The organism is Marinomonas sp. 63XJN7_9_ISO-PGPR-S23-217 (genome assembly GCF_056173515.1).
The window spans coordinates 2,845,234-2,870,391 of record NZ_CM149678.1 but is presented as its reverse complement, the minus strand read 5'-3'; the positions used below and the strand labels follow the sequence as shown (position 1 = coordinate 2,870,391).

The window sequence follows — 25,158 nt, the reverse complement described above, 5'->3', positions numbered from 1 at the left end:
TTTGAAAAATAATGACTATTTAGTGTATTTATTGATTGGTAGCTCTAACTGATTCATCAATAAGAAAAAAACGCGGCACTTGGCCGCGTTTTTAGACTGCATTACAATTTGGTAAAAGTGAATTACGCTGCGAAGTTTGCGGCAGCGAAATCCCAGTTAGCCAATGCCCAGAAACCTTTTAGGTAATCAGGACGTACGTTACGGTAGTCGATGTAGTAAGCATGTTCCCACAAGTCAACAGTCAGTACAGGCGTCAAACCATCAGTAAGTGGATTGCCAGCATTACTAGTATTAACGATGTCTAGAGAACCGTCAGCGGTTTTAACCAGCCAAGTCCAGCTAGAACCAAAGTTGTTAACCGCTTTGTCGTTGAATGCTTCTTGGAACTTCGCGAAAGAGCCCCATTTTGCATTGATCGCTTCAGCTAGCGCGCCAGTAGGCTCACCACCACCATTAGGGTTTAGGCTGTTCCAGAAGAACGTATGGTTCCAGATTTGCGCCGCGTTGTTAAATACGCCACCCGCTGGAGCAGAAGTGATGATTTCTTCTAGAGATTTATTTTCATATTCTGTGCCAGGAATCAAACCATTTAGCTTCACTACGTATGTGTTGTGGTGCTTGCCGTAGTGGTACTCAAGGGTCTCAACTGACATATGAGGCTCAAGTGCGTCTTTAGCATAAGGAAGAGCGGGTAATTCAAAAGCCATTTCTTTTCTCCTTGCTTTGTATTAACGAAAAATGCTTGTTATCAAGCAGTTAATGGTGCTTATATAGTAGCACCGAACTTTGAAATATAATAATCATTAAGTTTTTGTGGTTATTAGTTTCATAATTTTTGTTAATAGCGAAGATACCATAACGCCATGCCAAGAAAAGATGACATCGAAATACCAAGTTTGACTTTAGACCAGGACGAAGTCAGCGATAGACGCCCACAACAGCGGTCGCAGCAGGATCCTAAGCGCCGCTTAAATCCACCCCCAACAAGACCATCCACAAACCAATCTGTGGTGTACAAAAAGCCAAGTCTTGCTGGTATTTACCTATTACTTTTCCTCATTCTAGCCGCCGCTGCCGGAGCAGGCTACTGGTTATGGCAGCAGAATTTACAATTGCGCAATGAATTGTCTGGTGCGAAAAATAAGATTGAAAACTTGGACAATCAGTTGCTTGCTGCGGATGTGTCAGCCGATAAGAAAGGCCAAAGCTTAGAAGATCGCATTAAGGATAACGAGAGCGAGGTACGTAAACTTTGGGCAGTTGCCTATGACCGCAACCGAAAAAACATTTCAGATAATGGTGATGCGATTGATGCGCTCAATAAAAAACTTGCCTTGTTGAAGGATAATGTCTCAAGCCAAGGGCAGCGTGTTGCTATGCAAGGCAATTCTTTTAACGAGCTGGAAAACAACTACAATAAGGTGGTCAAGTCCGTGGCCGATTTGACGGATAAGGTCAAACCTATCGTATCGGATACAAGTGATCTAAAAAGTAGTTTGACTAAGATTAACGATAAACTGGCGAAGCTTGAACAGAATATTGCTGCCCAAAGTGACAGTAACGATGCGCAAGCATTGAGCATTGATCAAGTGTCTCAGGATTTGTCTACCTTGCAGAAAAAGGTTGCGAAACTTAATGGTGGATCTGATCTTACGGCGATGAAGCAAGAGCTTAGCAAACATCAGGATGCCCTCAATTCAAACGATGCTTTCCGAGCCCAAGTTAATTCTGAGATCTTGCGGATTCGTAAACAGATCAATCAAATCATGTTGCAACAGCAGTTGAGCTCAGGGTCAAATTGAGTATCTTTAACCTCGCTTGATCTACATCATTGAAAGGCCGACTTTGTCGGTCTTTTTTTGTTCTGCAAATAGCCACCGTCCTACAAATGATTAGAATGCGCCCATTCTTATTATTCTGATTTATTGATCCCATGACTGAATTACTTTCTCCCGCCGGTACTCTCAAAAACATGCGTTACGCCTTTGCCTATGGTGCCGATGCGGTCTACGCAGGGCAGCCACGCTATAGCTTGCGTGTGCGTAATAATGACTTCGATATGAAAAACCTTGCAGTGGGGATTGAAGAAGCCCACCAGCAAGGCAAAAAATTGTATGTGGCGAGTAACATTGCTCCTCATAATGCCAAGATCAAAACTTACCTGCGAGACATTGAGCCCGTTATCGATATGCAGCCAGATGCCTTAATTATGTCTGATCCTGGCATGATGATGTTGGTTAAAGAAAAATGGCCAGATATGGACATTCACCTTTCGGTTCAGGCAAATGCGGTGAACTGGGCGACGGTAAAGTTCTGGCATAACTACGGTTTAACCCGTGTCATTTTATCCCGAGAGCTTTCTTTAGAAGAGATCGGTGAGATTCGCACCATGGTGCCAGACATGGAAATTGAAACCTTTGTCCATGGCTCTTTGTGTATTGCTTATTCAGGGCGCTGTTTATTATCTGGCTATTTTAATCGTCGAGATCCAAACCAAGGTACATGTACCAACTCATGCCGTTGGCAATACGATGTGAAAGCGGCGAAAGAAGAGATAACGGGCGATATTGTCCCTGCCGATGGCAGCCATTTAACCTCACCACAGTTGTTTGATCCCAAAGCGCTTGATCCAGAGGAGCAAACCACTTTGGGGATAGGGAAGCCATTTGACGAGGTAGTATTGCTTCGTGAACAAGGTCGAGAAGGGGAGTTCATGCCAGCGTTCGAAGATGAGCATGGGACTTATATTATGAACAGTCGTGATCTAAGAGCCATTCAGCATGTCGAAAAATTGATTGAAATGGGCGTGCACTCATTGAAAATCGAAGGGCGTACTAAATCGCATTTTTATGCGGCTCGTACGGCCCAATTATATCGTCAAGCCATTGATGATGCGACATACGGGCGTGCTTTTGATATGGGCTTAATGAATAAGCTAGACGGCCTTGCCCACCGGGGCTATACCGAAGGCTTTTATCGCCGTCATGTACATGACCAGTATCAGAACTATCAACATGGCAATTCTATCTCTACCCAGCAGCAGTTTGTCGGCGAAATGTTGGATTGGCAAAATGGCTGGTTGACGGTAGAGGTAAAAAATCGTTTTAAAGTAGGCGACACATTAGAATTAATGACGCCCGCTGGTAGCCAGTTCGTTCAATTGCAAGCCATGGAAACCCTCCGTGGAGAGTCAATTGTCGTCGCGCCTGGGTCAGGCCATAAGGTGCGTATTCCTATGGATAGCTGCCCTGAAGGTTTGACGTTCGGTATGATTATGCGCAATCTTCCAAATGCTTAATCTGGTTGAACGTTCTAACGCCTGAGGTTTCTTTAGTCATCTCATCTCTTTCTATAAAGGCTCACCTTATGAGCCTTTTTTAATATCTATATATCATCATGATCTAGTTAACGTGGTTTTTATAACCTCTATGCATGATATAGTGGAAAAAATGCTAGAGTCCTACAATCTGAGATGGGAAATTATGACTGAAGCAAGATTGACACACCTTAAACAGCTCGAAGCTGAGAGTATTCATATTATTCGTGAAGTGGCTGCCGAGTTTGATAATCCGGTAATGCTTTACTCCATTGGTAAGGATTCAGCGGTGATGCTGCATCTTGCAATGAAGGCTTTCTACCCAGGTAAACCACCCTTTCCATTGATGCATGTGGATACTGGGTGGAAGTTTAAAGAAATGATTAAATTTCGTGATGAGCTGGTTGCTAATCTAGGTCTGGAACTGATCGTTCACCAAAACAAAGAAGGTCTTGAGCAAGGGATCAACCCGTTTACTCACGGCAGTGCCAAACATACCGATGTCATGAAAACCCAAGCACTTAAACAGGCGTTAGGCAAGTATGGTTTTGATGCCGCTTTTGGTGGTGCACGCCGCGATGAAGAGAAGTCCCGTGCCAAAGAGCGAGTGTATTCTTTCCGCGATAAGCAGCATCGTTGGGATCCGAAAAACCAACGCCCAGAATTGTGGAATATCTACAATGGTAAAGTGAATAAGGGCGAAAGTATTCGAGTCTTTCCTTTGTCCAACTGGACGGAGTTGGACATCTGGCAATACATCTATTTAGAAAGTATTCCTATTGTTCCTTTGTATTACTCTGCACAACGCCCTGTGGTTGAGCGTGATGGTACTCTGATCATGGTGGACGATGACCGCATGCCACTTAAAGAGGGCGAAGTGCCTGATATGAAATCGGTACGTTTCCGTACTCTTGGCTGTTATCCACTGACTGGCGCGGTGGAGTCTGAAGCGGCGTCCTTGCCTGATATTATTCAGGAAATGCTGTTAACCAAGAGTTCAGAACGACAAGGCCGAGTCATCGACCACGATTCTTCAGGGTCGATGGAAGAGAAGAAGAAACAAGGTTATTTCTAAGTTTGGAGTAAAGAAAGAATGTCTCACCAGTCCGAATTGATCAGCCAAGACATCCTTGGTTATTTGAAACAACACGAAGAAAAAGACCTGCTTCGCCTGCTAACCTGCGGTAACGTAGATGATGGCAAAAGTACCCTGATTGGTCGCTTGCTGCATGATTCTAAATTGATTTATGAAGATCATTTGGATGCTGTTAAACGTGACAGCAAAAAGTCTGGCACCCAGGGCGAAGAAGTGGATTTGGCTTTGCTTGTAGACGGTCTGCAAGCAGAGCGCGAGCAAGGTATTACCATTGATGTGGCTTATCGCTACTTCTCCACAGAGAAGCGTAAGTTCATTATCGCTGATACCCCAGGGCATGAGCAATATACGCGCAACATGGCCACTGGTGCCTCGACCTGCGATTTGGCGATTATTTTGATCGACGCTCGCTATGGTGTGCAGACGCAAACACGCCGCCATACTTATATTGCCGCACTGTTAGGCATTAAACATGTAGTCGTGGCGATTAACAAAATGGATTTGGTCGATTTCTCAGAGGCCAAATACACAGAGATTCAAGCGGCTTACTTGGATTTTACAGAGCAGCTTGGTAATCGTTGCCCAGAAGATATTAAGTTTGTGCCCATCTCCGCTTTGCGTGGCGATAATGTGGTGAATGCCTCCGAGAGTACGCCTTGGTATGCTGGGCAGCCACTGATGGCCATACTGGAAAATGTACAGATTAACCGTGATGTGAAACGTGATGCTTTCCGTTTCCCTGTACAATATGTGAACCGTCCTAACCTAGATTTTCGTGGTTTCTCCGGCACTATCGCGGCGGGTGCAGTGAAGCCTGGCGATGAAGTGGTGGCTTTGCCTTCCGGTAAAAAATCCAAAGTCGCTGAGATTGTGACTTACGACGGTAATTTGGAGGTTGCTAAAGCCGGTCAAGCGGTCACTATTACTTTGGAAGACGAGATTGATATCAGTCGTGGTGATATGTTGTCCCATGTTGGTCAGGAGCCTTTAATTGGTTCGACACTTCGAGCCTCTGTGGTTTGGATGTCAGATCATCCACTGGTTTCAGGCAAATTGTATGACTTCAAATTGGGCACACAAACGGTGCCTGGTAAAGTCCATCATTTTAACCATCGTGTGGATGTTAATACCCTAGAAGAAAGTGATATTGACGTATTGGGTTTGAATGAAATTGGTGATGCGGTGATTCAATTTGATGCGCCAGTTGCTTTTGATCAATACACAGACAGCCGCTTTACTGGGGCTTTGGTGGTGATCGACCGTTTGACTAACGTCACGGTGGGCGCGGGTATGGTGGAAGAGGTGGTTGCTGAATTAGATGAAGAGTCAGAAGTAAGCGCGGAAGACCGTGCCGCTCGTCTTGGTCAAAAGCCTGCCATCATCGCTTTGTCTGCCGAAGTACTAGCTAACAGTGTGTCATTGGAGCGCCAATTATTACGCAAAGGGGTGGTTGCTTTAGTGAAAGCCGATGCCTCTGAACAAGAAGCTCAATTGGTTCGCCAAACGGGTGTGGTTTTCCTTGTTGGTAATGCGGATATTGCAGAATCTGAGATCAAAGAAACCCGTGTTGATGATGTGGTAGACTTGATCATCGAAAGCACTCGTTTGTAAGCGCTTGGTTCTCAATAACTTGAAGCTTAGTTCTTAAGGGTAACAAAAATGCCAGCTTATCAGATTGAGCTGGCATTTTTTTGATTAGATGATTGTCGATGTCTAGGCCATTAAAGAGGGCGCCCTTTATAGCGCTGTTTCAGCATCGTCTCGTTTTGCAATTTTGTGCTGATCTTCATTGCTTCCTAGTTTCCAATAACTTGAAATATAGAGATTTTCTTTGCTAACGGCTTTGTCATTTTTAAAGAAGGCACGCAGCGCTTTCATGCTGCTAAACTCACAAGCCGTCCATACTGAGGGGGTGCCCTCTAACCAAGGTAATGCTTTTACTGAGTCAAGTAGAGTGGTTGAGTGTTGGCCTGGGTGAGGGTTTATGATCCACTTTAACTCAATCCCCGCAGGGTGACTAAGTGCTTGAATGTCTTCTTCACTAACTATTTCGATTACCGCATAGCCCTTTGCGTCATCCGGCAATTTAGCAAGATTGACACTAATGGCAGGCAGGGCGGTCATATCTCCGACCAACAATTGCCAATCGGTTGTATGAGTGATCATCTTTTTAGGGCCAGGGCCGCCGACCATAATGACTTCATTGGTTTGTACGTTTTTCGCCCAAGTCGACGCTGGACCACCATCTTCATGTAGTACAAAGTCGATGTCTATTTCTGTTGGGCGCTGCTGTCGAATCGTATAGGTTCGGACAAGTGGTTTCGTTTCTCCTTGAGGAAATATCAGTTTAACGTGGCTACTTTCTTGGTCTACGGGAATGGTACTAATGTTCTCTCCGCTTAGTGTAATGCGCAACATATTAGGTGTGATCAGTGTTTTTCGGGTCACTCTGAGTTCTCTTGGTTGTGGTCTGCTCATTGCTGACTCCTTAGTCATTGGTTTGTTCGAGATTGTGCCGCATTGTGTCGGCGATCTGGATGAATTGGTCGACTTGTTGATCGGTTAGTCCTATGGCCATTTCTTGTGAAATGGTCTTTTCAAAGGTCTGAATGTCATCCAGTAGTGTTTTTCCTGAATGAGTCAGGATGAGTAGGCTGCTGCGATGATTCGTTGGGTGACGCTCCTTGGTGAGATAGCCGCGCTCAACAAGATCGTTAATTACTCTCGTCACTTGAGATTTATCCAAGCACAATTGAGTCGCAACAGCCTTAGCAATGCATCCTTCTTTTTTTAGGCTTTTGAGTAGGCGGATGTGACCAACTGGCAATTTAATGCCTGATTGAATTGCCGTCTCCCTAAGAGTGCTTTTATAGCTGTGAATTAATTTGTGTAGCGATTCGCCTATGGAATCTTGCATGGTAATCTGTGCTCTTGTCTTTATTTGAGAATGATTATCAAAATACTGCTATGAGTTGATTAAGTCAACTAAGAATCGTTAATAAAATGCGTTTCTCTGAGGACAGGCGTTACTTCCTTATTTTTTGGCTTTTTGGGACTCTGTATCAGGTTTGTTTTTAAAGGGTATAAGTGACGAAGTTTCCATGATGTCTTTTTTTCTAATGATGAATGACTACAATGCCCGCAGGCAATTCGAGGTATATCGATGGTATGAAGAAACAGACAGTATATGAAACGATCACAAGCGCGTTAAGAAAGCGTTTTGATACGGCGCTGTGGGCAGCCAAGCAAGCCCATGATGCCGCGACAAATGAAGAAAGTGTGGCAGAAAATAAATACGATACCTTTGGTCTAGAGGCCTCCTATCTTGCCCATGGGCAATCTCAGCGCGTGATCGACTGTGAGAATGACTGGCGCACTTTTGAGAAGAAGGGGTGTGTGCTGTTTGAAGACAGTAGTACCGTCGCCCTATGGGCGTTAGTCGAACTGAGTGCGCTCGAAAAAAATACGTTCCATACTAAATGGTTTTTTATCTCTCCTTGTGCTGGCGGACTCACTGTAGAGCAAAGTCAACAAAGTGTTTTTTTGGTAACGCCTTCTAGCCCTGTCGGAAAGGTGTTAATAGGAAAAGAAGAGGGTGACGAGGTGTGTTTGCGTCAGAATGGCCTAGAAGTTGTGTATGAAATAACCAGAGTGTGTTGATGACGCTTATCCGGGTACTTTGTCGCTGACAAATTTGGTTCTGGCTCTAGAGAGTCCGGCGCGGTTCGCATATAATGCTTCGCCTTAAAAGATTCTTTTTTTTGTTCGGTAGACGCAAAATGGTAGTCGACGATGACATAAACACTGGTCGTGCCATCGAAATATCACTTACCCGCTAAACAAAAAAGACATTGTAAGAACACATCACTCTCTCACTGAGACAGTAATAGGAAAAAAATTATGCGCAGCCATTATTGCGGCGAGTTAAATGCTTCTAACATTTCACAAGAAATCACTTTATGTGGTTGGGTTCATCGTCGCCGTGACCACGGTGGTGTTATTTTCTTGGACGTGCGAGACCGTGAAGGCATTACGCAAGTTGTTTTTGACCCAGATCGTGCCGACAGCTTTGCCATTGCCGATAGCGTTCGTAACGAATTTGTTGTGAAGCTAAAAGGTTTGGTTCGCGCTCGCCCTGAAGGGACAGTTAACCCGAATATGAATACGGGTGAGATTGAGGTTTTGGGCACAGAGCTTGAAATTCTTAATGCCTCAAAAACGCCACCATTTCAGCTTGATGAACACCAATCTGTTGGTGAAGATGTGCGTTTGAAAAATCGTTTCATCGATTTACGTCGTCCAGAAATTCAGCAAAAAATGCGTTTCCGTTCAAAAGTAACGTCTGTGTTACGTCGTTATTTGGATGACAATGGCTTCTTGGATATCGAAACTCCTATTTTAACGCGCGCCACACCAGAAGGGGCTCGTGATTATTTGGTACCAAGTAGAACACAACAAGGTAGCTTCTTTGCACTTCCTCAGTCTCCACAGCTATTCAAGCAATTGTTGATGGTGTCTGGTTTTGATCGTTACTACCAAATCGCCAAGTGCTTCCGTGACGAAGACCTTCGTGCTGACCGTCAGCCAGAATTCACTCAGGTAGACATCGAAACGTCTTTCATGAGCGAAGAACAAATCATGGCGATGACAGAAGACATGATCGTGAAATTGTTTAAAGAGTTGTTGGATGTGGATTTAGGGACTTTCCCACGCATGCCATACTCTGAAGCGATGGAAACATACGGCAGTGATAAACCTGATCTACGTATTCCGTTAACGATTGTCTCCGTATCGGATTTGATGGCCGATGTGGACTTTAAGGTCTTCTCTGGCCCAGCCAAAGATCCTAAAGGCCGTGTTGCAGCTCTGAAAGTACCTGGTGGTAATGCACTGACCCGTAAGCAAATCGATGACTACACTAAGTTTGTCGGTATTTATGGTGCGAAAGGGTTGGCCTACATTAAGGTAAACGACAAGTCTGACCTAGAAGAAGGTTTACAATCACCGATCGTTAAGTTCCTGCCAACCGAAGTGCGCGCGGCTTTACTTGAGCGTCTTGAAGCACAAGATGGGGACTTGATTTTCTTTGGTGCGGATTCCGAGAACGTCGTGAATGAAGCTTTGGGCGCATTGCGTTGCAAGCTGGGCGATGATATGGATCTTTATACTTGCAAATGGGCGCCTTTGTGGGTTGTAGATTTCCCCATGTTTGAAGAAACGTCTGATGGCGGCATTACAGCCATTCACCATCCATTTACCGCTCCTTCTTGTTCTCCTGAAGAGCTTAAAGCAAGTCCGTTAACAGCGTTGTCGCAAGCGTACGACATGGTCTTGAACGGTACTGAGCTGGGTGGCGGGTCGATTCGTATCCACCAATCTTCTATGCAAGAAACCGTATTTGAATTACTAAAAATCAGCAAAGAAGAGCAAGATGAAAAATTTGGCTTCTTGTTGGATGCATTGAAATTTGGTGCGCCACCACACGGTGGTTTAGCGTTTGGTCTAGACCGTCTGGTAATGTTGATGACTGGCTCCAGCTCTATTCGTGATGTTATTGCGTTCCCGAAAACGCAAAGCGCCACTTGCCTATTAACTCAAGCGCCTGGTGAAGTAAGCGAGAAGCAACTCAAAGAGCTCAATATTCGCGTCAGAAAGCCTGTTGTTGAAGGTTAGTTCTTTTTATTGAGCATAAAAGTTTTAGACTAAATATGTTTGATTTTTATAAAAACCTCTGGTGATCTTGGTTGCCAGAGGTTTTTTTATTCTTGTATGTTTAGATATCAAATATTCGTGTAACCTTGGCTAGTGCTAAGAGATTGAAAAATATCCGTAAAACTAACAGTGTAAAGACGTTTTTTTGAATTTATCGATTGCATACTTTGTAAAGGGCTGTTGGAATATACAGTAATGATAAACTGATATGGGTCTGGTTTTGAAAGACACAAGAATATTAGCGATTGACCCTGGTTCACGTATTACCGGCTTTGGCATCATTGACGTTATCAACGGGAAGTCCATTTACGTGACGAGCGGTTGCATTCGTTTACCAGATAATGAGTTATCCGTTAGATTAAAAAATATCTTCAATAGCGTGTGCTCCTTGCTGGAAGAGTACCAGCCAAAGGAGTTTGCGATTGAAGAAGTGTTCTTGGCAAAAAACGCCAACTCGGCATTAAAGCTAGGACAAGCAAGAGGGGCAGCCATTGTAGCGGCTTCTTTGCAGGAATTATTTGTTCATGAATATGCCGCACGGCGAGTGAAACAGTCGGTGGTGGGAAACGGGAACGCTGAAAAAAGCCAAGTGCAGGCGATGGTACAGTTGCTGTTGTCACTGCCTTCTCCGCCACAAGCCGATGCGGCTGATGCCTTGGCCATTGCTTTGTGTCATGCCAATACTCGTACATCGGGGGGCATAGAGTTCGGCGTAGGTAAGCGCGCTGGGCGCACATCGAAAAGATGGTCTGAATTGGATATAAGGAAATCTGTGTGATCGGACGTATTGTTGGGACATTGGTGGAGAAAACACCACCAGAGCTATTGGTTGATGTGAATGGTGTGGGGTATGAAATAAGTGCCTCCATGACAACTATTTATGACTTGCCTCCGATTGGCGAAAAGGTTGTCTTGTTTACGCATTTTCAAGTAAAAGAAGACTCACAGACCTTGTACGGATTTATTGATAAAGCAGAACGGGCACTGTTTCGTGTATTAATCAAAGTAAATGGCATTGGGCCCAAAATGGCCCTGGCTGTACTCTCTAGCATGTCATCCGAAGAATTGATTGCAAATGTACAAGAATCGGATGTGACAGCGCTGACTCGCATTCCAGGAGTGGGTAAAAAAACGGCTGAGCGTTTGATTATTGAATTAAGAGATAAATTAGGCCAAGCCGCGAAGGCAGACTTGTTTTCAGCGCCTGCTGTCCTTAAACAAGTACAAGCGGATCCAAGACAAGAGGCAGAAGCGGCGTTGATTGCGCTTGGTTATAAACCGCAAGAGGCAGCGAAGGCAATTGCCAACATCCCAGTGGATGGTGCCAGCAGCGAAGACGTTATCAAAGCGGCTCTTAAAGCCATGTTAAGGTAATATAAATGATAGAAACTGATCGTATTATTTCAGCTGAACTGAAAGGCAACGATCGACAGATTGATCGAGCCATTCGCCCGCAATCCTTGTCAGATTACATCGGACAGCCTGTGGTGCGTGAGCAAATGGAGATTTTTATTCAAGCTGCCCGCCAACGCCAAGAGCCCCTTGATCACTCGCTGATTTTTGGGCCGCCAGGTCTTGGCAAAACGACTTTGGCAAATATCATTGCCAATGAAATGGGCGCGGAAATTCGCACTACCTCAGGCCCAGTATTAGAGCGGGCTGGAGATTTAGCTGCGTTACTGACGAATTTGAACGAAGGAGATGTGCTGTTTATTGATGAGATTCATCGACTCAGCCCTGCCATCGAAGAAGTCTTGTATCCAGCGATGGAAGACTACCAGTTAGACATTATGATTGGTGAAGGACCGGCCGCTCGATCAATAAAAATCGAACTTCCGCCGTTTACGCTTGTCGGAGCTACTACACGGGCTGGGTTATTAACATCACCGTTACGAGATCGTTTTGGGATTGTGCAGCGTCTTGAGTTTTATGATGTTGAATCATTGACCACGATCGTAGCCCGCTCTGCCAATAAAATGAACATGAATTTGGATCAGGCGGGAAGCTTCGAGGTGGCGAGACGTTCTCGTGGCACACCGCGTATTGCCAATCGTTTGCTGCGTCGAGTTCGCGATGTGGCACAGGTCAGTGGGGCGAGTGTCGTTACGCAAGAGATAGCTCAGCGGGCGTTGGATATGTTAAGCGTTGATAGTCAGGGCTTTGACCACTTGGATAGACGTATGTTATTGACTATGATAGAAAAGTTTGACGGACGTCCAGTAGGCTTGGACAGTGTGTCAGCTGCGTTAGGTGAGGATAAAGATACAATTGAAGATGTCATTGAACCTTTTTTAATACAACAAGGTTTTGTAATACGAACGCCACGTGGGCGCCAAGTAACGAAGCGCGCTTACGAACATTTTAATTATCAATTACCGTCGGATTTTAAATAGAGGTTAAGAATGTCAATTTTGGGGTTAATCGCCAGTGCCAGTTTAGTCGTGCAAATTGTTATGTTGCTCTTGCTGGTTGCATCTGTCTTATCTTGGGTGGTTATTTTTCAACGCGCCTTTGTACTAAAGCAAGCCAAAAAAGTTCGTAATGCATTTGAAGACCAATTTTGGTCTGGTATTGATTTAAGTAAGCTGTATAAAAAGCTCAATCAAGAGGGCAGACGTGTCGAAGGGGTTGAAAATATCTTTATTGCAGGTATTAAAGAGTTTACTCGGCTGCGTCAAAGTCAACACGTTGACCCCGATGCGGTGATGGAAGGTGTGCAGCGCTCAATGCGTGTGGCATTGTACCGTGAAGAAGAGAAATTGGACAAACACTTAGGGTTTTTGGCAACGGTTGGCTCAACCAGCCCTTATGTTGGTTTGTTTGGTACCGTTTGGGGGATTATGCATTCATTTATCGGACTGGCAGATGTTCAGCAGGCGACCCTTGCTACGGTCGCACCGGGTATTGCTGAAGCATTGATTGCGACGGCGATCGGTCTATTTGCAGCGATTCCAGCGGTCATTGCCTATAACCGCTTTTCAGCTGCTTCTGAGTCTCTAGCCGCAGGGTACGATAATTTTTCTGATGAATTTAGCAGTATCTTGCATCGCAAACTTCATGTCAGAGAGGGAGGCGTAGCATAGTGGCTCGCTCCAATAGAAGACAAAAGCGCCGTCGCCCAATGGCGGAAATAAACGTTGTACCCTATATCGATGTTATGTTGGTGCTGCTGGTCATTTTTATGATTACGGCCCCGATGATTACTCAAGGTGTCGATGTTGAATTGCCCAAAGCAAGTGCCGCAGCCATTCAAGAGGATTCAAAAGATGTTTTAATTGCCTCTGTGGACAGCAAAGGACAGTTCTATTTGGATGTAGGTGGCAAGCAGCAATCTATCACATTGGATGCGCTTAAAGCACGTGTGCGAAAAGTGCTAAGTCAAAATCCAGGTACTCCAGTGATGGTTCGAGGGGATAAAAATGTTTCCTATGGTGCGATTATTGGTTTGATGGTTGCCTTACAGGGAGCAGGTGTGCCGAATGTTGGTCTTGTAACGGATCCGGATAATACTTGATGAGTTTTTTTAAGAAAGACGGGTACGGTGTACCAATCGTATTAGCGGTTGGCTTGCATCTGGCTATTCTTTTAATAGGCGTGCTGACGATTAATTTTAATGATGACTCGTTACCCACGCCAAAGCGTCCGCCGATTGTGCATGCCACTGTGGTTGATATTTCCAAAACCATTATCGGTAAGCGCGAAGCGGAAAAGAAAAAAGAAGCCGAGCAGCAAGCTGAGCTAGCCAAACAGAAAGAGTTGGCCGCTAAGAAAAAAGCCCAAGAGCTGGCTGAGCGTAAAGCCTTTGAAGCCCAGAAAAAACAATTAGCTCAGGCCAAACAAGCACAAGAAATGGCGGTCCGTAAGGCAGAAGCGGCAGCAAAAGCCAAAGAAGAGGCCGCCGCCGCTCAGAAGAAAAAAGAGCAAGAAATTGCCAGGCAGAAACAGTTAGCGGATCAAAGAGCCAAGGAAAAAGCTGCGGAAGAGAAAAAGCGTCTCGAAGAAGCTAAGAAAAAAGCCCAAGCTGAAGAAGAGGCAAAACGGCAGCAAGAGATTGAGCGTCAAAAACAGGAGATTGCTCGAAAAGCAGAGCAAGAGCGTTTAGCTCAAGAGGCAGCAAGACAGGCAGAAGCTAAGGCCGAGGCGGAAAAGAAAGCGGCTCAAGAGGCACAGTTGGTTCAGTCCATTAGTGGCTTAATTAATAATCGTATTGCGCAAGCTTGGATTAGACCGCCCAACGCGCGTAATAATATGAAGACAAAACTTCAAATTTCTTTCTTACCGACGGGTGAGGTGCAAAATGTACAAGTCGTTGAAAGTAGTGGGGATGCCTTGTTTGATCAGCGCGCAGTGAATGCAGCTAGAAACATGGGTGTTATTCGAGAGTTATCGAAAGTGGATCCATATGTTTTTGAGAGAAACTTTCGTAACGTTGTGATCATTTTTAATCCACAGGACTTAAGAAACTAATGATGTTAAGAAAATGGTGTTTAGTATTATTGACGTGCTTGCTCTTTACGAGTGCTGCTAGGGCACAGCTTGTCATTGAAGTGACAAGTGGTGCGGATAAACTCTTACCAATTGCCATTGTCCCGTTTGGTTATAATGGTACGGATCCATTGCCACAAGATGTGGCGCAAATCGTTCAGGATGATTTGGTGAGAAGTGGCTTATTTAAGGCGATTCCTCGCTCCAGTATGTTGAGTCAGCCCAGCAAATTGTCGGATGTTTATTATCGTGATTGGCGTTTACTAAAAGCGGATTATGTATTAATAGGTTCCATTAAAAACATTAGTGGAGATCGTTATCGTGTTGGCTTTCAGTTGCTCAACGTGCTGACTCAAAAGCCTGCGGATGACTACACTACTATTGATGTGACAAAAAATCATCTGCGTGATGCAGCTCACTATATTAGTGATGCGGTCTTTAAAAAGTTAACGGGTATTCGTGGGGATTTTAGTACTCGTATTCTTTATGTGACTGAACAGAATGCGGAAAGCAAACATCCCCTCTATAAATTGCAAGTAGCGGATGCCGACGGATATCGCCCTCAAGTGATTGTTGAGTCCGATGAGCCGATTCTCTCGCCCGCTTGGAGTCGCAATGGACGAGATATTGCTTATGTTATGTTCAAGAACATGCGTCCAAGAATTTTTATTCAAGAGTTAGCGACGGGAAAAAGAAATCAGATAATGAGCTTTAAAGGATTGAATGGCTCTCCTGCTTTTTCTCCCGACGGTAAAAAGCTGGCTTTAGTGCTATCGAAAGACGGTAATGCAGAAATCTATACATTAGATTTAGCGACGCAAAAATTAGAGCGTATGACCCATAATTACGCCATTGATACCGAGCCTGCATGGGGGCCTAAGGGCAATAGCATTTATTTTACGTCGGATCGAGGTGGCAATCCGCAGATTTATCGCCTAGATATTAAAACTAAAAAAGTCGAACGTATTACTTTTGAAGGAGACAGTAATTACCGAGCGCGTTTGACGCCCGATGGTCGTTTCCTCGTCTGTATTGAGAAGGTCGGAGGGGATTTTCATATCGCGGTGCAAGATCTTAAGACGGGACGCGTTAAAATTTTGACACATACTGACTTAGATGAATCGCCAACTATATCACCTAATGGTACTATGGTAATGTATGCAACTACCGAAAATGGTAAGGAAATACTGGCAGTCGTATCTGTTGATGGGCTTGTTAAATATAAATTGCCCTCAACTGATGGTGAAGTGCGTGAACCAGCATGGTCTCCGTACTTCAATTAAAATAACTGGAAGGAGTGAATAATGAGTGTAAACAAACTTGGAAAGTTTGCAGTAGTTGGTTTGTCTGCAGCATGGCTTGCTGGTTGTAGTACGACTGGTGCAAATACAGATGCGTCTACAGCAACCACTGCAACAAACGAAGGTACTGCGACCACTGAACAAGCCGCTCCCGCGGATACTGATAAAAGTGCAACTTACGCTGCAAACCAGGATAATTCAGTAACAAGTGTTGTCGATAATCAACAAGACAAAGCGAAAACTAGTAAATCCATGCTGGATGGTGTGGCAACTGTTTTTTACTTTAGCTTCGACAAATCCATTGTGCGTCCTGATGCGCAAAAAGCACTTCAAATACATGCTAAGTATTTGATTGCTAATCCTGAGGAACATGTCATCTTAGAAGGTAATACCGATGAGCGTGGTACTCGCGAATACAACATGGCGCTAGGTGAGCGTCGTGCTAAAGCAGTAGCTCGTTACTTAGAGATCCAAGGCGTACCTGCTTCTCAAATTGAAACAGTCAGCTTTGGTGAAGAAGTGCCAGTTGCTTTCGGTCATGACGAAAAATCTTGGCAGTTAAACCGTCGAGTTGATCTTCGTTACGAAAAATGATCGTGAATAGTTTAACTTTTCGCTCCTTTGCGGTGGTGCTGCTATTAGCAGCACCACTTGCAATGGCTGATGGGCAGAATCAAACGAATTTGTCTGTAAATGCTGCGACGCAGTTATTAACTCAGCTTGACCAGCTTCAGAGTCAAGTGAGAGATCTGACTGGTCAACTAGAGGATCAACAGCATCAAATTGATCAAATGAAGTCTCAGCAACGTGATCGCTATGTGGATCTTGATCAACGTGTTTCTATGCTTATGGCAAAATTAGCACAGCAACAGACTGTACCAGCCGCTACGGCTGCGACACCAGGTTCTGTGCCGGCAGCGACACCATCTGCTACGCCAGCGGCTGCTCCTAGTAACACGCAATCAGCGTCAGATACCGATAACGAACCGACAAATATCGCCGATATGAGTTCGCAAACTAATGGTGCGTCCGCATCAGATGTGAAGCTTGCTCCGATTGCCCTTAAGCCAGTTACCCCTGAAGCTAAGCAAGCCTATAACAATGCTTATCAGTTGATTAGAGAACGACAGTTTGAAACAGCAGAAGTGTCTTTCACGGAGTTTGTAAAAGACTTTCCTGATAACCAACTGACAGGAAATGGATATTATTGGCTTGGTGAATTAAAACTTGTTTTGGGTAAACCAAAAGAAGCAATTGACCAGTTCAATATCGTCATTAACAAATTCCCTGGTCATAATAAAGTGCCGGATGCTCTCTATAAGTTAGGTATTGTTAATGATCAATTAGGGAATACTGACAAATCAAAATCCTATTTGCAGGAAGTGATTCGACGTTTTCCTGATAGTAAAGCGGCAAAGCTAGCGACAAGCTATCTGACGAAGCTTAACTAAAATAGCTTGCAATCCTCAACGGGCTCTGTATTATACGCAACCCGTTGGGTCGTTAGCTCAGTTGGTAGAGCAGTTGACTTTTAATCAATTGGTCACTGGTTCGAATCCAGTACGACCCACCAACTTTCTTTTTATATACCTCATGTGATTTTTGGGTCGTTAGCTCAGTTGGTAGAGCAGTTGACTTTTAATCAATTGGTCACTGGTTCGAATCCAGTACGACCCACCAGAATCACACGCTCTTACGTACCTACCTGAAGAGGTGTTGTATGACTGAACTTCTTGATAAAGTTGCTTTGCGTGCCACCGTCCAACAGCACCTCTCTGCTGCTGAAAATACGCTTAAAATGTCATCTGTAGACAATGAGCAGATCCGTGCAGAAATTAAATCCCTGTTAAAAGCAAAAAACGCTGTCTTGGTTGCTCACTATTACACAGACGATGCGATACAGGAATTAGCAGAAGAAACCGGTGGTGTCATCGCCGACTCTCTTGAGATGGCGCGCTTTGGAGCAAATCACCCTGCGGATACCTTGGTTGTTGCAGGTGTCAAATTTATGGGCGAAACATCAAAAATTCTCAGCCCAGAAAAAACCGTCTTGATGCCAACATTGGAAGCCACTTGCTCTTTGGATATTGGTTGTCCTATCGAGGAATTTTCCGCTTTTTGTGATCAACACCCGGATCGTACCGTTGTGGTGTATGCCAACACATCAGCGGCGGTCAAAGCGCGTGCGGATTGGGTTGTGACATCAAGTATTGCATTGGACGTCATTGAGCACCTAACAGAGCAGGGCGAAAAAATCATTTGGGCACCAGACCAGCATCTTGGTGGTTACATTCAGCGTGAAACTGGTGCCGACATGATCTTATGGGACGGTGCTTGTATTGTTCATGAAGAATTTAAAGCCAAAGGTATTCTTGACCTTAAGGCGGTTTATCCCGATGCTGCAGTGCTCGTCCACCCAGAATCTCCCGAGTCTGTCGTTGAAATTGCCGATGTGGTTGGCTCAACGTCACAATTACTCAACGCTTCTAAATCCATGAGTAATGACACCTTCATTGTGGCAACGGACCGTGGCATTTTTTATAAAATGAAACAAGCGTCTCCCGAGAAACGTTTTGTTGAAGCGCCTACTGGCGGCTCTGGGGCGACTTGTCGCAGCTGTGCGCATTGCCCTTGGATGGCTCTAAACTCTCTTGAGATGTTGCGAAATGCCCTGAGAGACGGAACCGGGGAGATACATGTGGATGAAGAAACGCGTGTTAAAGCCTTGATTCCGTTGCAAAGAATGCTCGATTTTCAAGTGAAATAGTAGCAACCGTTATTGAATGACTCTACTATCCAGAAAGCCAAGTCTTGTACTTGGCTTTTTCGTTTGTATGGCTTTTCATCGATGGTTTCGTTAAATAGCGCTAGACCTAAAAAGCATTTATATGATATTCATTATCATTAAGATATTTGTGATTAAGAACATTGATTGTATTTTCGGTTGGAATACCACTGCTTATGACTAACAATATTATTACTTTTATGCGAAATCGTGTGTCTCAGCCTAGCTTGGAAGCTCCCGCACCGAGCAAAACCGAGTGGGAGACAATAATAGATGCTGCCTGTCGCGCTCCTGACCACGGCGCAATTAAACCATGGCGCTTTCGTATTTACGAAGGAGCAGGGCTGGACAAACTAGGACAGGTCTACTGGCAACACGCCAAAAGTGAAGTGCATGACTTAACCGAAGACAAAGAAGCGGCTTTTGTGAAAAAGGCCCATCGCGCCCCTGCGATTCTTTTGGTTTATGCTCATATCGAACAACATCCAAAAGTGCCAGCAATAGAGCAGATTATGGCGACATCAGCGGCAGCTCAACAAGCCATACTTGGCCTAAATGCCTTAGGTTATGGCGCTATGTGGCGAAGCGGCCCTGCCTGCTTCACGCAAAAAACCAAAGACCTGCTCAACCTACAAGAGACCGATCAAATTGTGGGCCTAATCTACGTTGGAACACCCAATTCAACACCGAAGATTCCAGAAGAAACAGACTTTGCCTCACGTCTAGAATGGGTGACGGAATAAATTATCCATGCAACGGGACTTTTTATAAAAAAGAGTTGCAATTCAATAACTTCACCATTAAGATACGCGCACAAATTACGCAGAGCGTGATTTGACAAGTTTTGGTGAGCTGTCCGAGTGGCCGAAGGAGCACGCCTGGAAAGCGTGTATGTCGAAAGGCATCAAGAGTTCGAATCTCTTGCTCACCGCCATTATCAAGAAACCCCGATTAGATTAGCGTCTAGTCGGGGTTTTTTATTATCAGCTTGCTGCTTAAAGCCAAAATAAGCAGATTAGTTTTCATCGCCTGCCCCATTTGAAAACATTTGGAGAACCTCCAGCAATAGGACCGCCTACGTGAGGCACAAGGCCTGGCTCGACTTTAGGGCGTACGTGCATGTCCCCTAACCGCGCAGCGGGCTTACCCATAAAACGTTCCTTGTCTACTAATATTAATCGAACGCACTATATACAATGTGTTGTGAATTTATGCATTTATAGACCAGTAATCTAGTGAAAATACACATACTATAAGGCTGTGGTACAAAAACTGTGTACGTTTAGCTCGCTAACTTAGGTGAGAAATGATCGAAAAAGAAGGGCAAAACTGATGTTGCTAGGTCTAAAGGTATGGATTGCCCAAATTAGTTATATCTATTAATGTGCTGTTAGAAAAGTTGTAGTAGTCTTTACAGTCAGTAACCAGTTGTTTTTGTTAGGGATGTATTTGTGGTGGAAAAAGTATTTTTCATGGATTGGCGAAACAGATTTAAGGACTACTGCTTCAACTGTCACAAAAAGGCGCTTTTACGGACGCATCAGCTGGTCGACAAGGGGATTTCCAACAAGCTAATGGCGGAACGCTTTTTTTAGATGAGTTTGGTGAGTAAGATGTCGCCCTAACAAATAAAAAAATTTCTACAAACGCAAAAAATATTATCCTTTTATAACAGTGGCCGGGTAATATTCGAGAATTACGTTCAACTTTATTACGGAATTCTCTATGGAGTAGCGAAGACGCAATATCGGCTGATGACATCAAACAAGCCTTGTTTGATAGACCTCATAATAATACCAGTTTGTTAGATAGGGATGTTTCACAAGGTATTGATATTCAAAATATTATTTCTGATTTGGTAAGGCATTATATTCCGAAAGCATTAGCGCATGCCAATGCTAGCAAATCCAAAGCGGCTGAGTTATTAGGACTTAAAAACTACCAAACACTAACCAACTGGATGGATAAATACGACGTGAAATAGACGTTGGCACAGCTTTCGCTATAACACGAGTATAAAAACGATATTATTCATGAAATCACAAAATTTTGAGTTTCTTCGTCCTGAAAACGAGGCATTAGCAAACCTTGCGGGTTTGGCTGAAGCCGTGTTGTTTATTGATCCGGGCAGCGCACTGACACGTCTTCGCGCTTTTGCGGAGGAGCTGACCAAGGCCATTTATAAAGAAGAGCGCCTGCCTCGTTTACCCGAATCAACCTTGAACACCATGGTACGTGACACTGTGTTCCAAAACTGTGTGACAAAACCTCTTGTTCATCAGTTGAATTATCTACGTACCCAAGGCAATGAAACGGCACATGGTGGGGAAGGGGATTTACGAACCGCTCTAATGGCATTGGGGATAGCCCATCAGCTCGCCTGCTACCTTGCCATCAAATACTACATGAAGAAAAAGGTAACCATCCCAGCGTTTGTTGATATAAAAGACAATCGTGCTGATGCCATTGCCCTGTCTGGATCCATCAATAAATACAAAGAAGAACTGGATAAGCAGAAAAAGCTAAATGACGAGCTGCTTGAACAGATTGAAAAAGAGCGTACAAAAAACCTTAAGTATCTAGATGCGCCTGCTTATCCAGATCAGCTTAAACGCAAGCAAGAAAGCCAAGCCCTTGCGGATAGCTTGCAATGGAACGAAGCGAAAACCCGTGAGCTTTTAATTGATTCCATGCTGGTGCAAGCTGGCTGGAATGTGTCAGATTCAGAACAAGTCGGCATTGAGGTCCAGGTAGTTTTTCCGAACAACCCTTCCGGTAAAGGCTATGTAGATTATGTGTTGTGGGGCAGCGATGGGAAACCTCTCGCTGTCGTCGAAGCGAAACGTTCTAGCAATAGCTCGGATCAAGCAGGGAGAGAACAAGCTCGACTGTATGCTGACTCGCTTGAAAAGCAATTTGGCCAGCGCCCAGTGATGTTCTACACCAATGGTTATGAAACCTTTATTTGGGATGACGCACAATACAATGCTCCGCGCCTAGTTTACGGCTTTTACAGTAAAGACAGTCTGGATTATCTCATTTACCAACGCCAGTACCGTGATAATCAACTTGAACAAAACAACCCAAACTTAAACATTGCCGATCGTCTGTATCAAATCAATGCCATCAAATCGGTTGCCCGTACTTTCCAAGAACAGCGTCGTAAAGCCTTGATTATCCAGGCAACGGGCACAGGCAAAACACGTGTTTCCATTGCGCTTGCAGATCTCATGCTAAACGCTGGTTGGGCAAAGCGCGTGTTGTTTCTTTGCGACCGCAAAGAGCTGCGTACCCAAGCGAGTGAAGCCTTTAAAACCAATTTACCCAGTGAGCCTCGCTGTGAAATTGGTGAAACCAATAAGATTGACGAAAATGCACGTATTTACGTGTCCACTTATCCCGGCATGATGAACCGCTTTGCTCAGCTGGATGTAGGCTTCTTTGATCTGATCATTGCCGATGAAAGTCATCGTAGTATTTATAATCGTTACCGCGATATATTTGATTATTTTGATGCATTACAGGTGGGCTTGACCGCCACTCCAGTCAAATTTATCAGCCGTAATACCTTTGATATGTTTGGCTGTGAAACCACAGACCCGACGTATCAATTTGGCTTAAAAGAAGCCATCGAGCATGAGCCACCTTATTTAGTGGATTTTAAAGTCAAAGACGTCACCACAGAATTCCTCCGTGATGGTATTCATTACAACGACCTAACCGATGATCAAAAACGCCAGTTAGAAGACGATCTTGGCTTTGAAGAAGCGCAAAATGCTAGCTATCAAGGCAAAGACATCGGGCGTAAAATTTTTAGTGAAAAAACCGACCAAGAGATTCTTGAAAACTTGATGAATTATGGCATTAAGGATGAAACCAACTCGCTAGTAGGTAAAACTATTGTCTTTGCGAATAACCAAAAACATGCAGAGCATTTAGAAAAACTCTTCTGCAAGCTCTACCCACAATATGGCAACAAAGTTTGTAAAGTCATTCATAACAAAGTGTCCCATGTGGAGAGCTTGATCAAAGAATTTAAAAAAGGCGATAACGAATTCCGTATCGCGATCTCGGTAGATATGTTGGACACAGGCATTGACGTGCCAGAAGTGGTGAACCTCGTCTTTGCGAAAACCGTTAAATCGTCGGTCAAATTCTGGCAGATGATTGGCCGTGGAACGCGCTTATGCAAAAACCTGTTTGGTAAAGGCAAAGATAAAACAGAGTTTTTGATTTTTGATCACTACGGTAATTTTGAATTCTTCGAACAAGAGTATAAAGAACCTCAAAATGTGGGCGGCAAGCCGTTACTGCAAACCTGCTTCGAGGCTCGTGTAAATCTAGCGATTCAGGCCCTTAAACATAACCACCGAGAAGGCTTTGATACCGCCATTGAGTTAATTAAAGCGGATATTGCTGATTTACCAAGAGACAGTGTGGCCGTTCGTAAAGTGTTGCGACAAGTCGATACACTTCTGCAAACCGATAGCTTACAAACGTTGAATGCAACAACACAGCATTTGTTATCTGAAACGGTGGCGCCACTAATGGCGGTTCGTCCACTGAAAGATAAGCATGCAACACAATTGGATCGTTTAATGGCTGTTGTGGAAACCAGCTTTATTGAACAGTCAGCAAGCTTTGAAGATGGACGAGACACCTTAATCGAGCAAATATCTACCTTAGCGGTTAACATTCAAGCGGTTCGCCAAAAGCAAGCCATCATCGACGAAGTAAACAGTGCTGAGTTCTGGCAAGCCCCTAGTATAACTAAGCTAGAAAACGCTCGAACTCAACTACGCAGTATTATGAAGTTCCGTCAGAGTGATACCAGTGGCGGTTATGATCCACTGAAAACTCGTACTCAAGATGGCAAAGTTGTCACAGAAGTACGTGAGCATAAACTGTATAACAGAGACGAAGTGAGCGTTTATCGCCGACGAGCCAAAGAGCTGCTAGACAACTTAGTTGCGACGAACCCGATACTGCAAAAAATCAAAGCCCATGAGGCGGTCTCGGAAGACGACCTAAAAAATCTAACATCAACCATCTTAACCACGCACCCCACAGTGAGCTTGGATGCCCTGAATGAGTTTTATGGCCGGACTGCCGATCAACTCCATATCACCTTGCAAGAATTGGTGGGGCTAGAGCCAGAGAAAGTCAGTAAGCACTTCACCGACTTTGTGCATCGTCACCCGAATTTGACTTCCCAACAAGTGAGATTCATGGACCTACTCAAAACTTATATCACCAACTATGGTTTTATCGACATTGCCAAACTATATGAAGCGCCTTTTACAAGTGTCAGCCCAAATGGTGTTGATGGTGTATTTAAAGAAGCAGATGTTAAAGACCTAGTTTCTGTACTTAAACCCTTTATCAAACAGGATGTTCAATATGGGGCCAATAACTAACCAAAACGACGCACTGTTTGCGCAAATTAAAAGTGTGCTCGATCAAGTACGCCAGCAGGTTAAAAAAACCATTAACCATCAAATGGTGATGGCGTATTGGGAAATAGGGCGTTTGATCGTCGAGCAAGAGCAACAAGGACAAGTGCGTGCTGAATACGGTAAGCAACAGTTGCAACAGCTTTCCAAACGACTAACGCATGAGTTTGGCAAAGGTTTTGACACGACCAATTTGCGCAATATGCGCCGCATGTATCTTGCCTTTCCAATTCGAGAGACACTGTCTCTCGAATTGAGTTGGTCACATTACAATGTACTGGCACGTGTTGAAAATAGCGCTGCCCGCACATGGTATGCCCAAGAGGCCGCCTCACAAAGTTGGAGTGTTCGAGCACTAGAACGTCAAATTGGTGTGTTATATTACGAGCGCTTGTTAGCGAGTAAAGATAAACAAGTACTCACGCAAGAAGCGGCTAATAAAACAGCGCCGCTAGGAGACTCGCCGCAAGATTATCTGCGTGATCCGTATATTCTCGATTTTTTGAACCTTCAGGACAAAACGTATCAGGAAAGCGACTTAGAAGAGGGCATCATTAACAACTTGCAAAAATTCCTATTGGAGTTAGGCAAAGGCTTTGCGTTTGTCGAGCGTCAGCAGCGCATTCGTACCGAAGATGGTGATTACTACATCGACTTAGTATTTTATAACTTTCATTTAAAATGCTTTCTGTTGATCGACTTAAAAATGAACAAACTGACTCACCAAGACGTGGGGCAAATGGATATGTACGTTCGCATGTACGAAGAGCAAAAGCGTGCCCACGATGATAACCCAACCATTGGTTTGATTTTGTGTAGTGAGCGCAATAACACCGTTGCCAAATATTCTGTACTCAACGAGAGCAAACAACTGTTTGCCTCAAAATACACCACCACTTTACCGACTGAAGAAGAGCTCCAACGAGAGTTAGAGCGCGAGCGCGAACACATACTCCGCATTCAAGAGCAGCGCGCGGCGTATCAATCGACTTCAGTTTAAAGCACGATAT

At 44.4% G+C, this 25,158-nt stretch carries 22 protein-coding genes, 3 tRNA genes and 2 pseudogenes; 24 read left to right on the top strand and 3 right to left on the bottom strand.

What is annotated here, in order from left to right:
* Positions 1 to 122: 122 nt before the first annotated feature.
* Positions 123 to 707, bottom strand: a complete 585-nt coding sequence (locus AC0VYI_RS13385; protein WP_475443477.1) for a superoxide dismutase — start codon at positions 705 to 707, stop codon at positions 123 to 125.
* A 156-nt stretch (positions 708 to 863) separates the two neighbouring features.
* Here AC0VYI_RS13385 and AC0VYI_RS13380 point away from each other — a divergent pair, with 156 nt between their 5' ends.
* The 4 genes from AC0VYI_RS13380 (at position 864) to cysN (ending at position 6,023) form a co-directional block, all read left to right on the top strand.
* Entirely contained in the window at positions 864 to 1,802 is a 939-nt protein-coding gene (locus tag AC0VYI_RS13380; RefSeq protein ID WP_475443476.1) for a hypothetical protein, read from the top strand.
* A 131-nt stretch (positions 1,803 to 1,933) separates the two neighbouring features.
* Entirely contained in the window at positions 1,934 to 3,298 is a 1,365-nt protein-coding gene (trhP, locus tag AC0VYI_RS13375) for a prephenate-dependent tRNA uridine(34) hydroxylase TrhP (protein ID WP_475443474.1), read from the top strand.
* Between the two features lie 184 nt (positions 3,299 to 3,482).
* Positions 3,483 to 4,391 (top strand): sulfate adenylyltransferase subunit CysD, encoded by a 909-nt coding sequence (cysD, locus tag AC0VYI_RS13370; RefSeq protein ID WP_475443472.1) that lies wholly within the window; start codon positions 3,483 to 3,485, stop codon positions 4,389 to 4,391.
* 18 nt (positions 4,392 to 4,409) lie between these two features.
* Complete coding sequence (cysN, locus tag AC0VYI_RS13365; protein ID WP_475443470.1) at positions 4,410 to 6,023, top strand: sulfate adenylyltransferase subunit CysN; 1,614 nt, start codon at positions 4,410 to 4,412, stop codon at positions 6,021 to 6,023.
* A gap of 126 nt (positions 6,024 to 6,149) precedes the next feature.
* Here the strand turns inward: cysN and AC0VYI_RS13360 are convergent, their stop codons facing one another.
* Together AC0VYI_RS13360 and AC0VYI_RS13355 are read right to left on the bottom strand one after the other, a co-directional pair.
* Positions 6,150 to 6,890: a siderophore-interacting protein gene (locus AC0VYI_RS13360; protein ID WP_475443468.1), complete on the bottom strand. Its 741-nt coding sequence runs from the start codon at positions 6,888 to 6,890 to the stop codon at positions 6,150 to 6,152.
* 10 nt (positions 6,891 to 6,900) lie between these two features.
* The gene (locus AC0VYI_RS13355; protein WP_199475792.1) at positions 6,901 to 7,329 is read right to left on the bottom strand and encodes a MarR family winged helix-turn-helix transcriptional regulator; all 429 of its coding nucleotides are present in this window, start codon (positions 7,327 to 7,329) and stop codon (positions 6,901 to 6,903) included.
* 251 nt (positions 7,330 to 7,580) lie between these two features.
* Here AC0VYI_RS13355 and AC0VYI_RS13350 point away from each other — a divergent pair, with 251 nt between their 5' ends.
* The 20 genes and pseudogenes from AC0VYI_RS13350 to AC0VYI_RS13255 all read left to right on the top strand — a co-directional run bounded on the left by AC0VYI_RS13350 (position 7,581) and on the right by AC0VYI_RS13255 (position 25,148).
* Positions 7,581 to 8,072: a transcription elongation factor GreAB gene (locus tag AC0VYI_RS13350; RefSeq protein ID WP_475443466.1), complete on the top strand. Its 492-nt coding sequence runs from the start codon at positions 7,581 to 7,583 to the stop codon at positions 8,070 to 8,072.
* Between the two features lie 240 nt (positions 8,073 to 8,312).
* Complete coding sequence (gene aspS / locus AC0VYI_RS13345) at positions 8,313 to 10,085, top strand: aspartate--tRNA ligase (protein WP_199475790.1); 1,773 nt, start codon at positions 8,313 to 8,315, stop codon at positions 10,083 to 10,085.
* Between the two features lie 259 nt (positions 10,086 to 10,344).
* Positions 10,345 to 10,902: a crossover junction endodeoxyribonuclease RuvC gene (gene ruvC / locus AC0VYI_RS13340; protein ID WP_233407663.1), complete on the top strand. Its 558-nt coding sequence runs from the start codon at positions 10,345 to 10,347 to the stop codon at positions 10,900 to 10,902.
* A complete protein-coding gene (ruvA, locus tag AC0VYI_RS13335; RefSeq protein WP_199475788.1) occupies positions 10,899 to 11,498 on the top strand; it encodes a Holliday junction branch migration protein RuvA in 600 nt (199 codons plus the stop codon). Before ruvC ends, ruvA begins: the two co-directional genes overlap by 4 nt.
* Before the next feature lie 5 nt (positions 11,499 to 11,503).
* Positions 11,504 to 12,517 carry a Holliday junction branch migration DNA helicase RuvB gene (gene ruvB / locus AC0VYI_RS13330; protein ID WP_199475787.1) on the top strand — a complete coding sequence of 338 codons (1,014 nt, stop codon included), beginning with the start codon at positions 11,504 to 11,506 and terminating at the stop codon, positions 12,515 to 12,517.
* Between the two features lie 9 nt (positions 12,518 to 12,526).
* Entirely contained in the window at positions 12,527 to 13,207 is a 681-nt protein-coding gene (gene tolQ, locus AC0VYI_RS13325; RefSeq protein WP_199475786.1) for a protein TolQ, read from the top strand.
* Complete coding sequence (tolR, locus tag AC0VYI_RS13320) at positions 13,207 to 13,638, top strand: protein TolR (protein ID WP_199475785.1); 432 nt, start codon at positions 13,207 to 13,209, stop codon at positions 13,636 to 13,638. Before tolQ ends, tolR begins: the two co-directional genes overlap by 1 nt.
* Positions 13,638 to 14,591, top strand: a complete 954-nt coding sequence (locus tag AC0VYI_RS13315) for a cell envelope integrity TolA family protein (RefSeq protein WP_199475784.1) — start codon at positions 13,638 to 13,640, stop codon at positions 14,589 to 14,591. Before tolR ends, AC0VYI_RS13315 begins: the two co-directional genes overlap by 1 nt.
* Positions 14,591 to 15,892, top strand: a complete 1,302-nt coding sequence (tolB, locus tag AC0VYI_RS13310; RefSeq protein WP_475443463.1) for a Tol-Pal system beta propeller repeat protein TolB — start codon at positions 14,591 to 14,593, stop codon at positions 15,890 to 15,892. Before AC0VYI_RS13315 ends, tolB begins: the two co-directional genes overlap by 1 nt.
* Positions 15,893 to 15,913: 21 nt before the next feature.
* Positions 15,914 to 16,504 (top strand): peptidoglycan-associated lipoprotein Pal, encoded by a 591-nt coding sequence (pal, locus tag AC0VYI_RS13305; protein ID WP_199475782.1) that lies wholly within the window; start codon positions 15,914 to 15,916, stop codon positions 16,502 to 16,504.
* Positions 16,501 to 17,361 carry a tol-pal system protein YbgF gene (gene ybgF, locus AC0VYI_RS13300; RefSeq protein WP_199475781.1) on the top strand — a complete coding sequence of 287 codons (861 nt, stop codon included), beginning with the start codon at positions 16,501 to 16,503 and terminating at the stop codon, positions 17,359 to 17,361. The genes pal and ybgF overlap by 4 nt, the downstream gene beginning before the upstream one ends.
* A gap of 46 nt (positions 17,362 to 17,407) precedes the next feature.
* Positions 17,408 to 17,483, top strand: a tRNA-Lys gene (locus AC0VYI_RS13295).
* 31 nt (positions 17,484 to 17,514) lie between these two features.
* Positions 17,515 to 17,590, top strand: a tRNA-Lys gene (locus tag AC0VYI_RS13290).
* Positions 17,591 to 17,630: 40 nt separating this feature from the next.
* On the top strand, positions 17,631 to 18,677 hold the full coding sequence (gene nadA, locus AC0VYI_RS13285; RefSeq protein ID WP_475443460.1) for a quinolinate synthase NadA: 1,047 nt from the start codon (positions 17,631 to 17,633) through the stop codon (positions 18,675 to 18,677).
* Between the two features lie 194 nt (positions 18,678 to 18,871).
* The gene (locus tag AC0VYI_RS13280; protein WP_475443458.1) at positions 18,872 to 19,438 is read left to right on the top strand and encodes a nitroreductase family protein; all 567 of its coding nucleotides are present in this window, start codon (positions 18,872 to 18,874) and stop codon (positions 19,436 to 19,438) included.
* Between the two features lie 103 nt (positions 19,439 to 19,541).
* Positions 19,542 to 19,629: transfer RNA gene (locus AC0VYI_RS13275), tRNA-Ser, on the top strand.
* A gap of 582 nt (positions 19,630 to 20,211) precedes the next feature.
* Positions 20,212 to 20,304: pseudogene (locus AC0VYI_RS13270) on the top strand (sigma 54-interacting transcriptional regulator); the annotation flags it as partial.
* Positions 20,305 to 20,379: 75 nt separating this feature from the next.
* A pseudogene (locus AC0VYI_RS13265) lies at positions 20,380 to 20,679 on the top strand (AAA family ATPase); the annotation flags it as partial.
* A 49-nt stretch (positions 20,680 to 20,728) separates the two neighbouring features.
* On the top strand, positions 20,729 to 24,112 hold the full coding sequence (locus tag AC0VYI_RS13260) for a DEAD/DEAH box helicase family protein (protein WP_475443456.1): 3,384 nt from the start codon (positions 20,729 to 20,731) through the stop codon (positions 24,110 to 24,112).
* Positions 24,096 to 25,148: a PDDEXK nuclease domain-containing protein gene (locus AC0VYI_RS13255; RefSeq protein ID WP_475443454.1), complete on the top strand. Its 1,053-nt coding sequence runs from the start codon at positions 24,096 to 24,098 to the stop codon at positions 25,146 to 25,148. The genes AC0VYI_RS13260 and AC0VYI_RS13255 overlap by 17 nt, the downstream gene beginning before the upstream one ends.
* Positions 25,149 to 25,158: the final 10 nt, after the last annotated feature.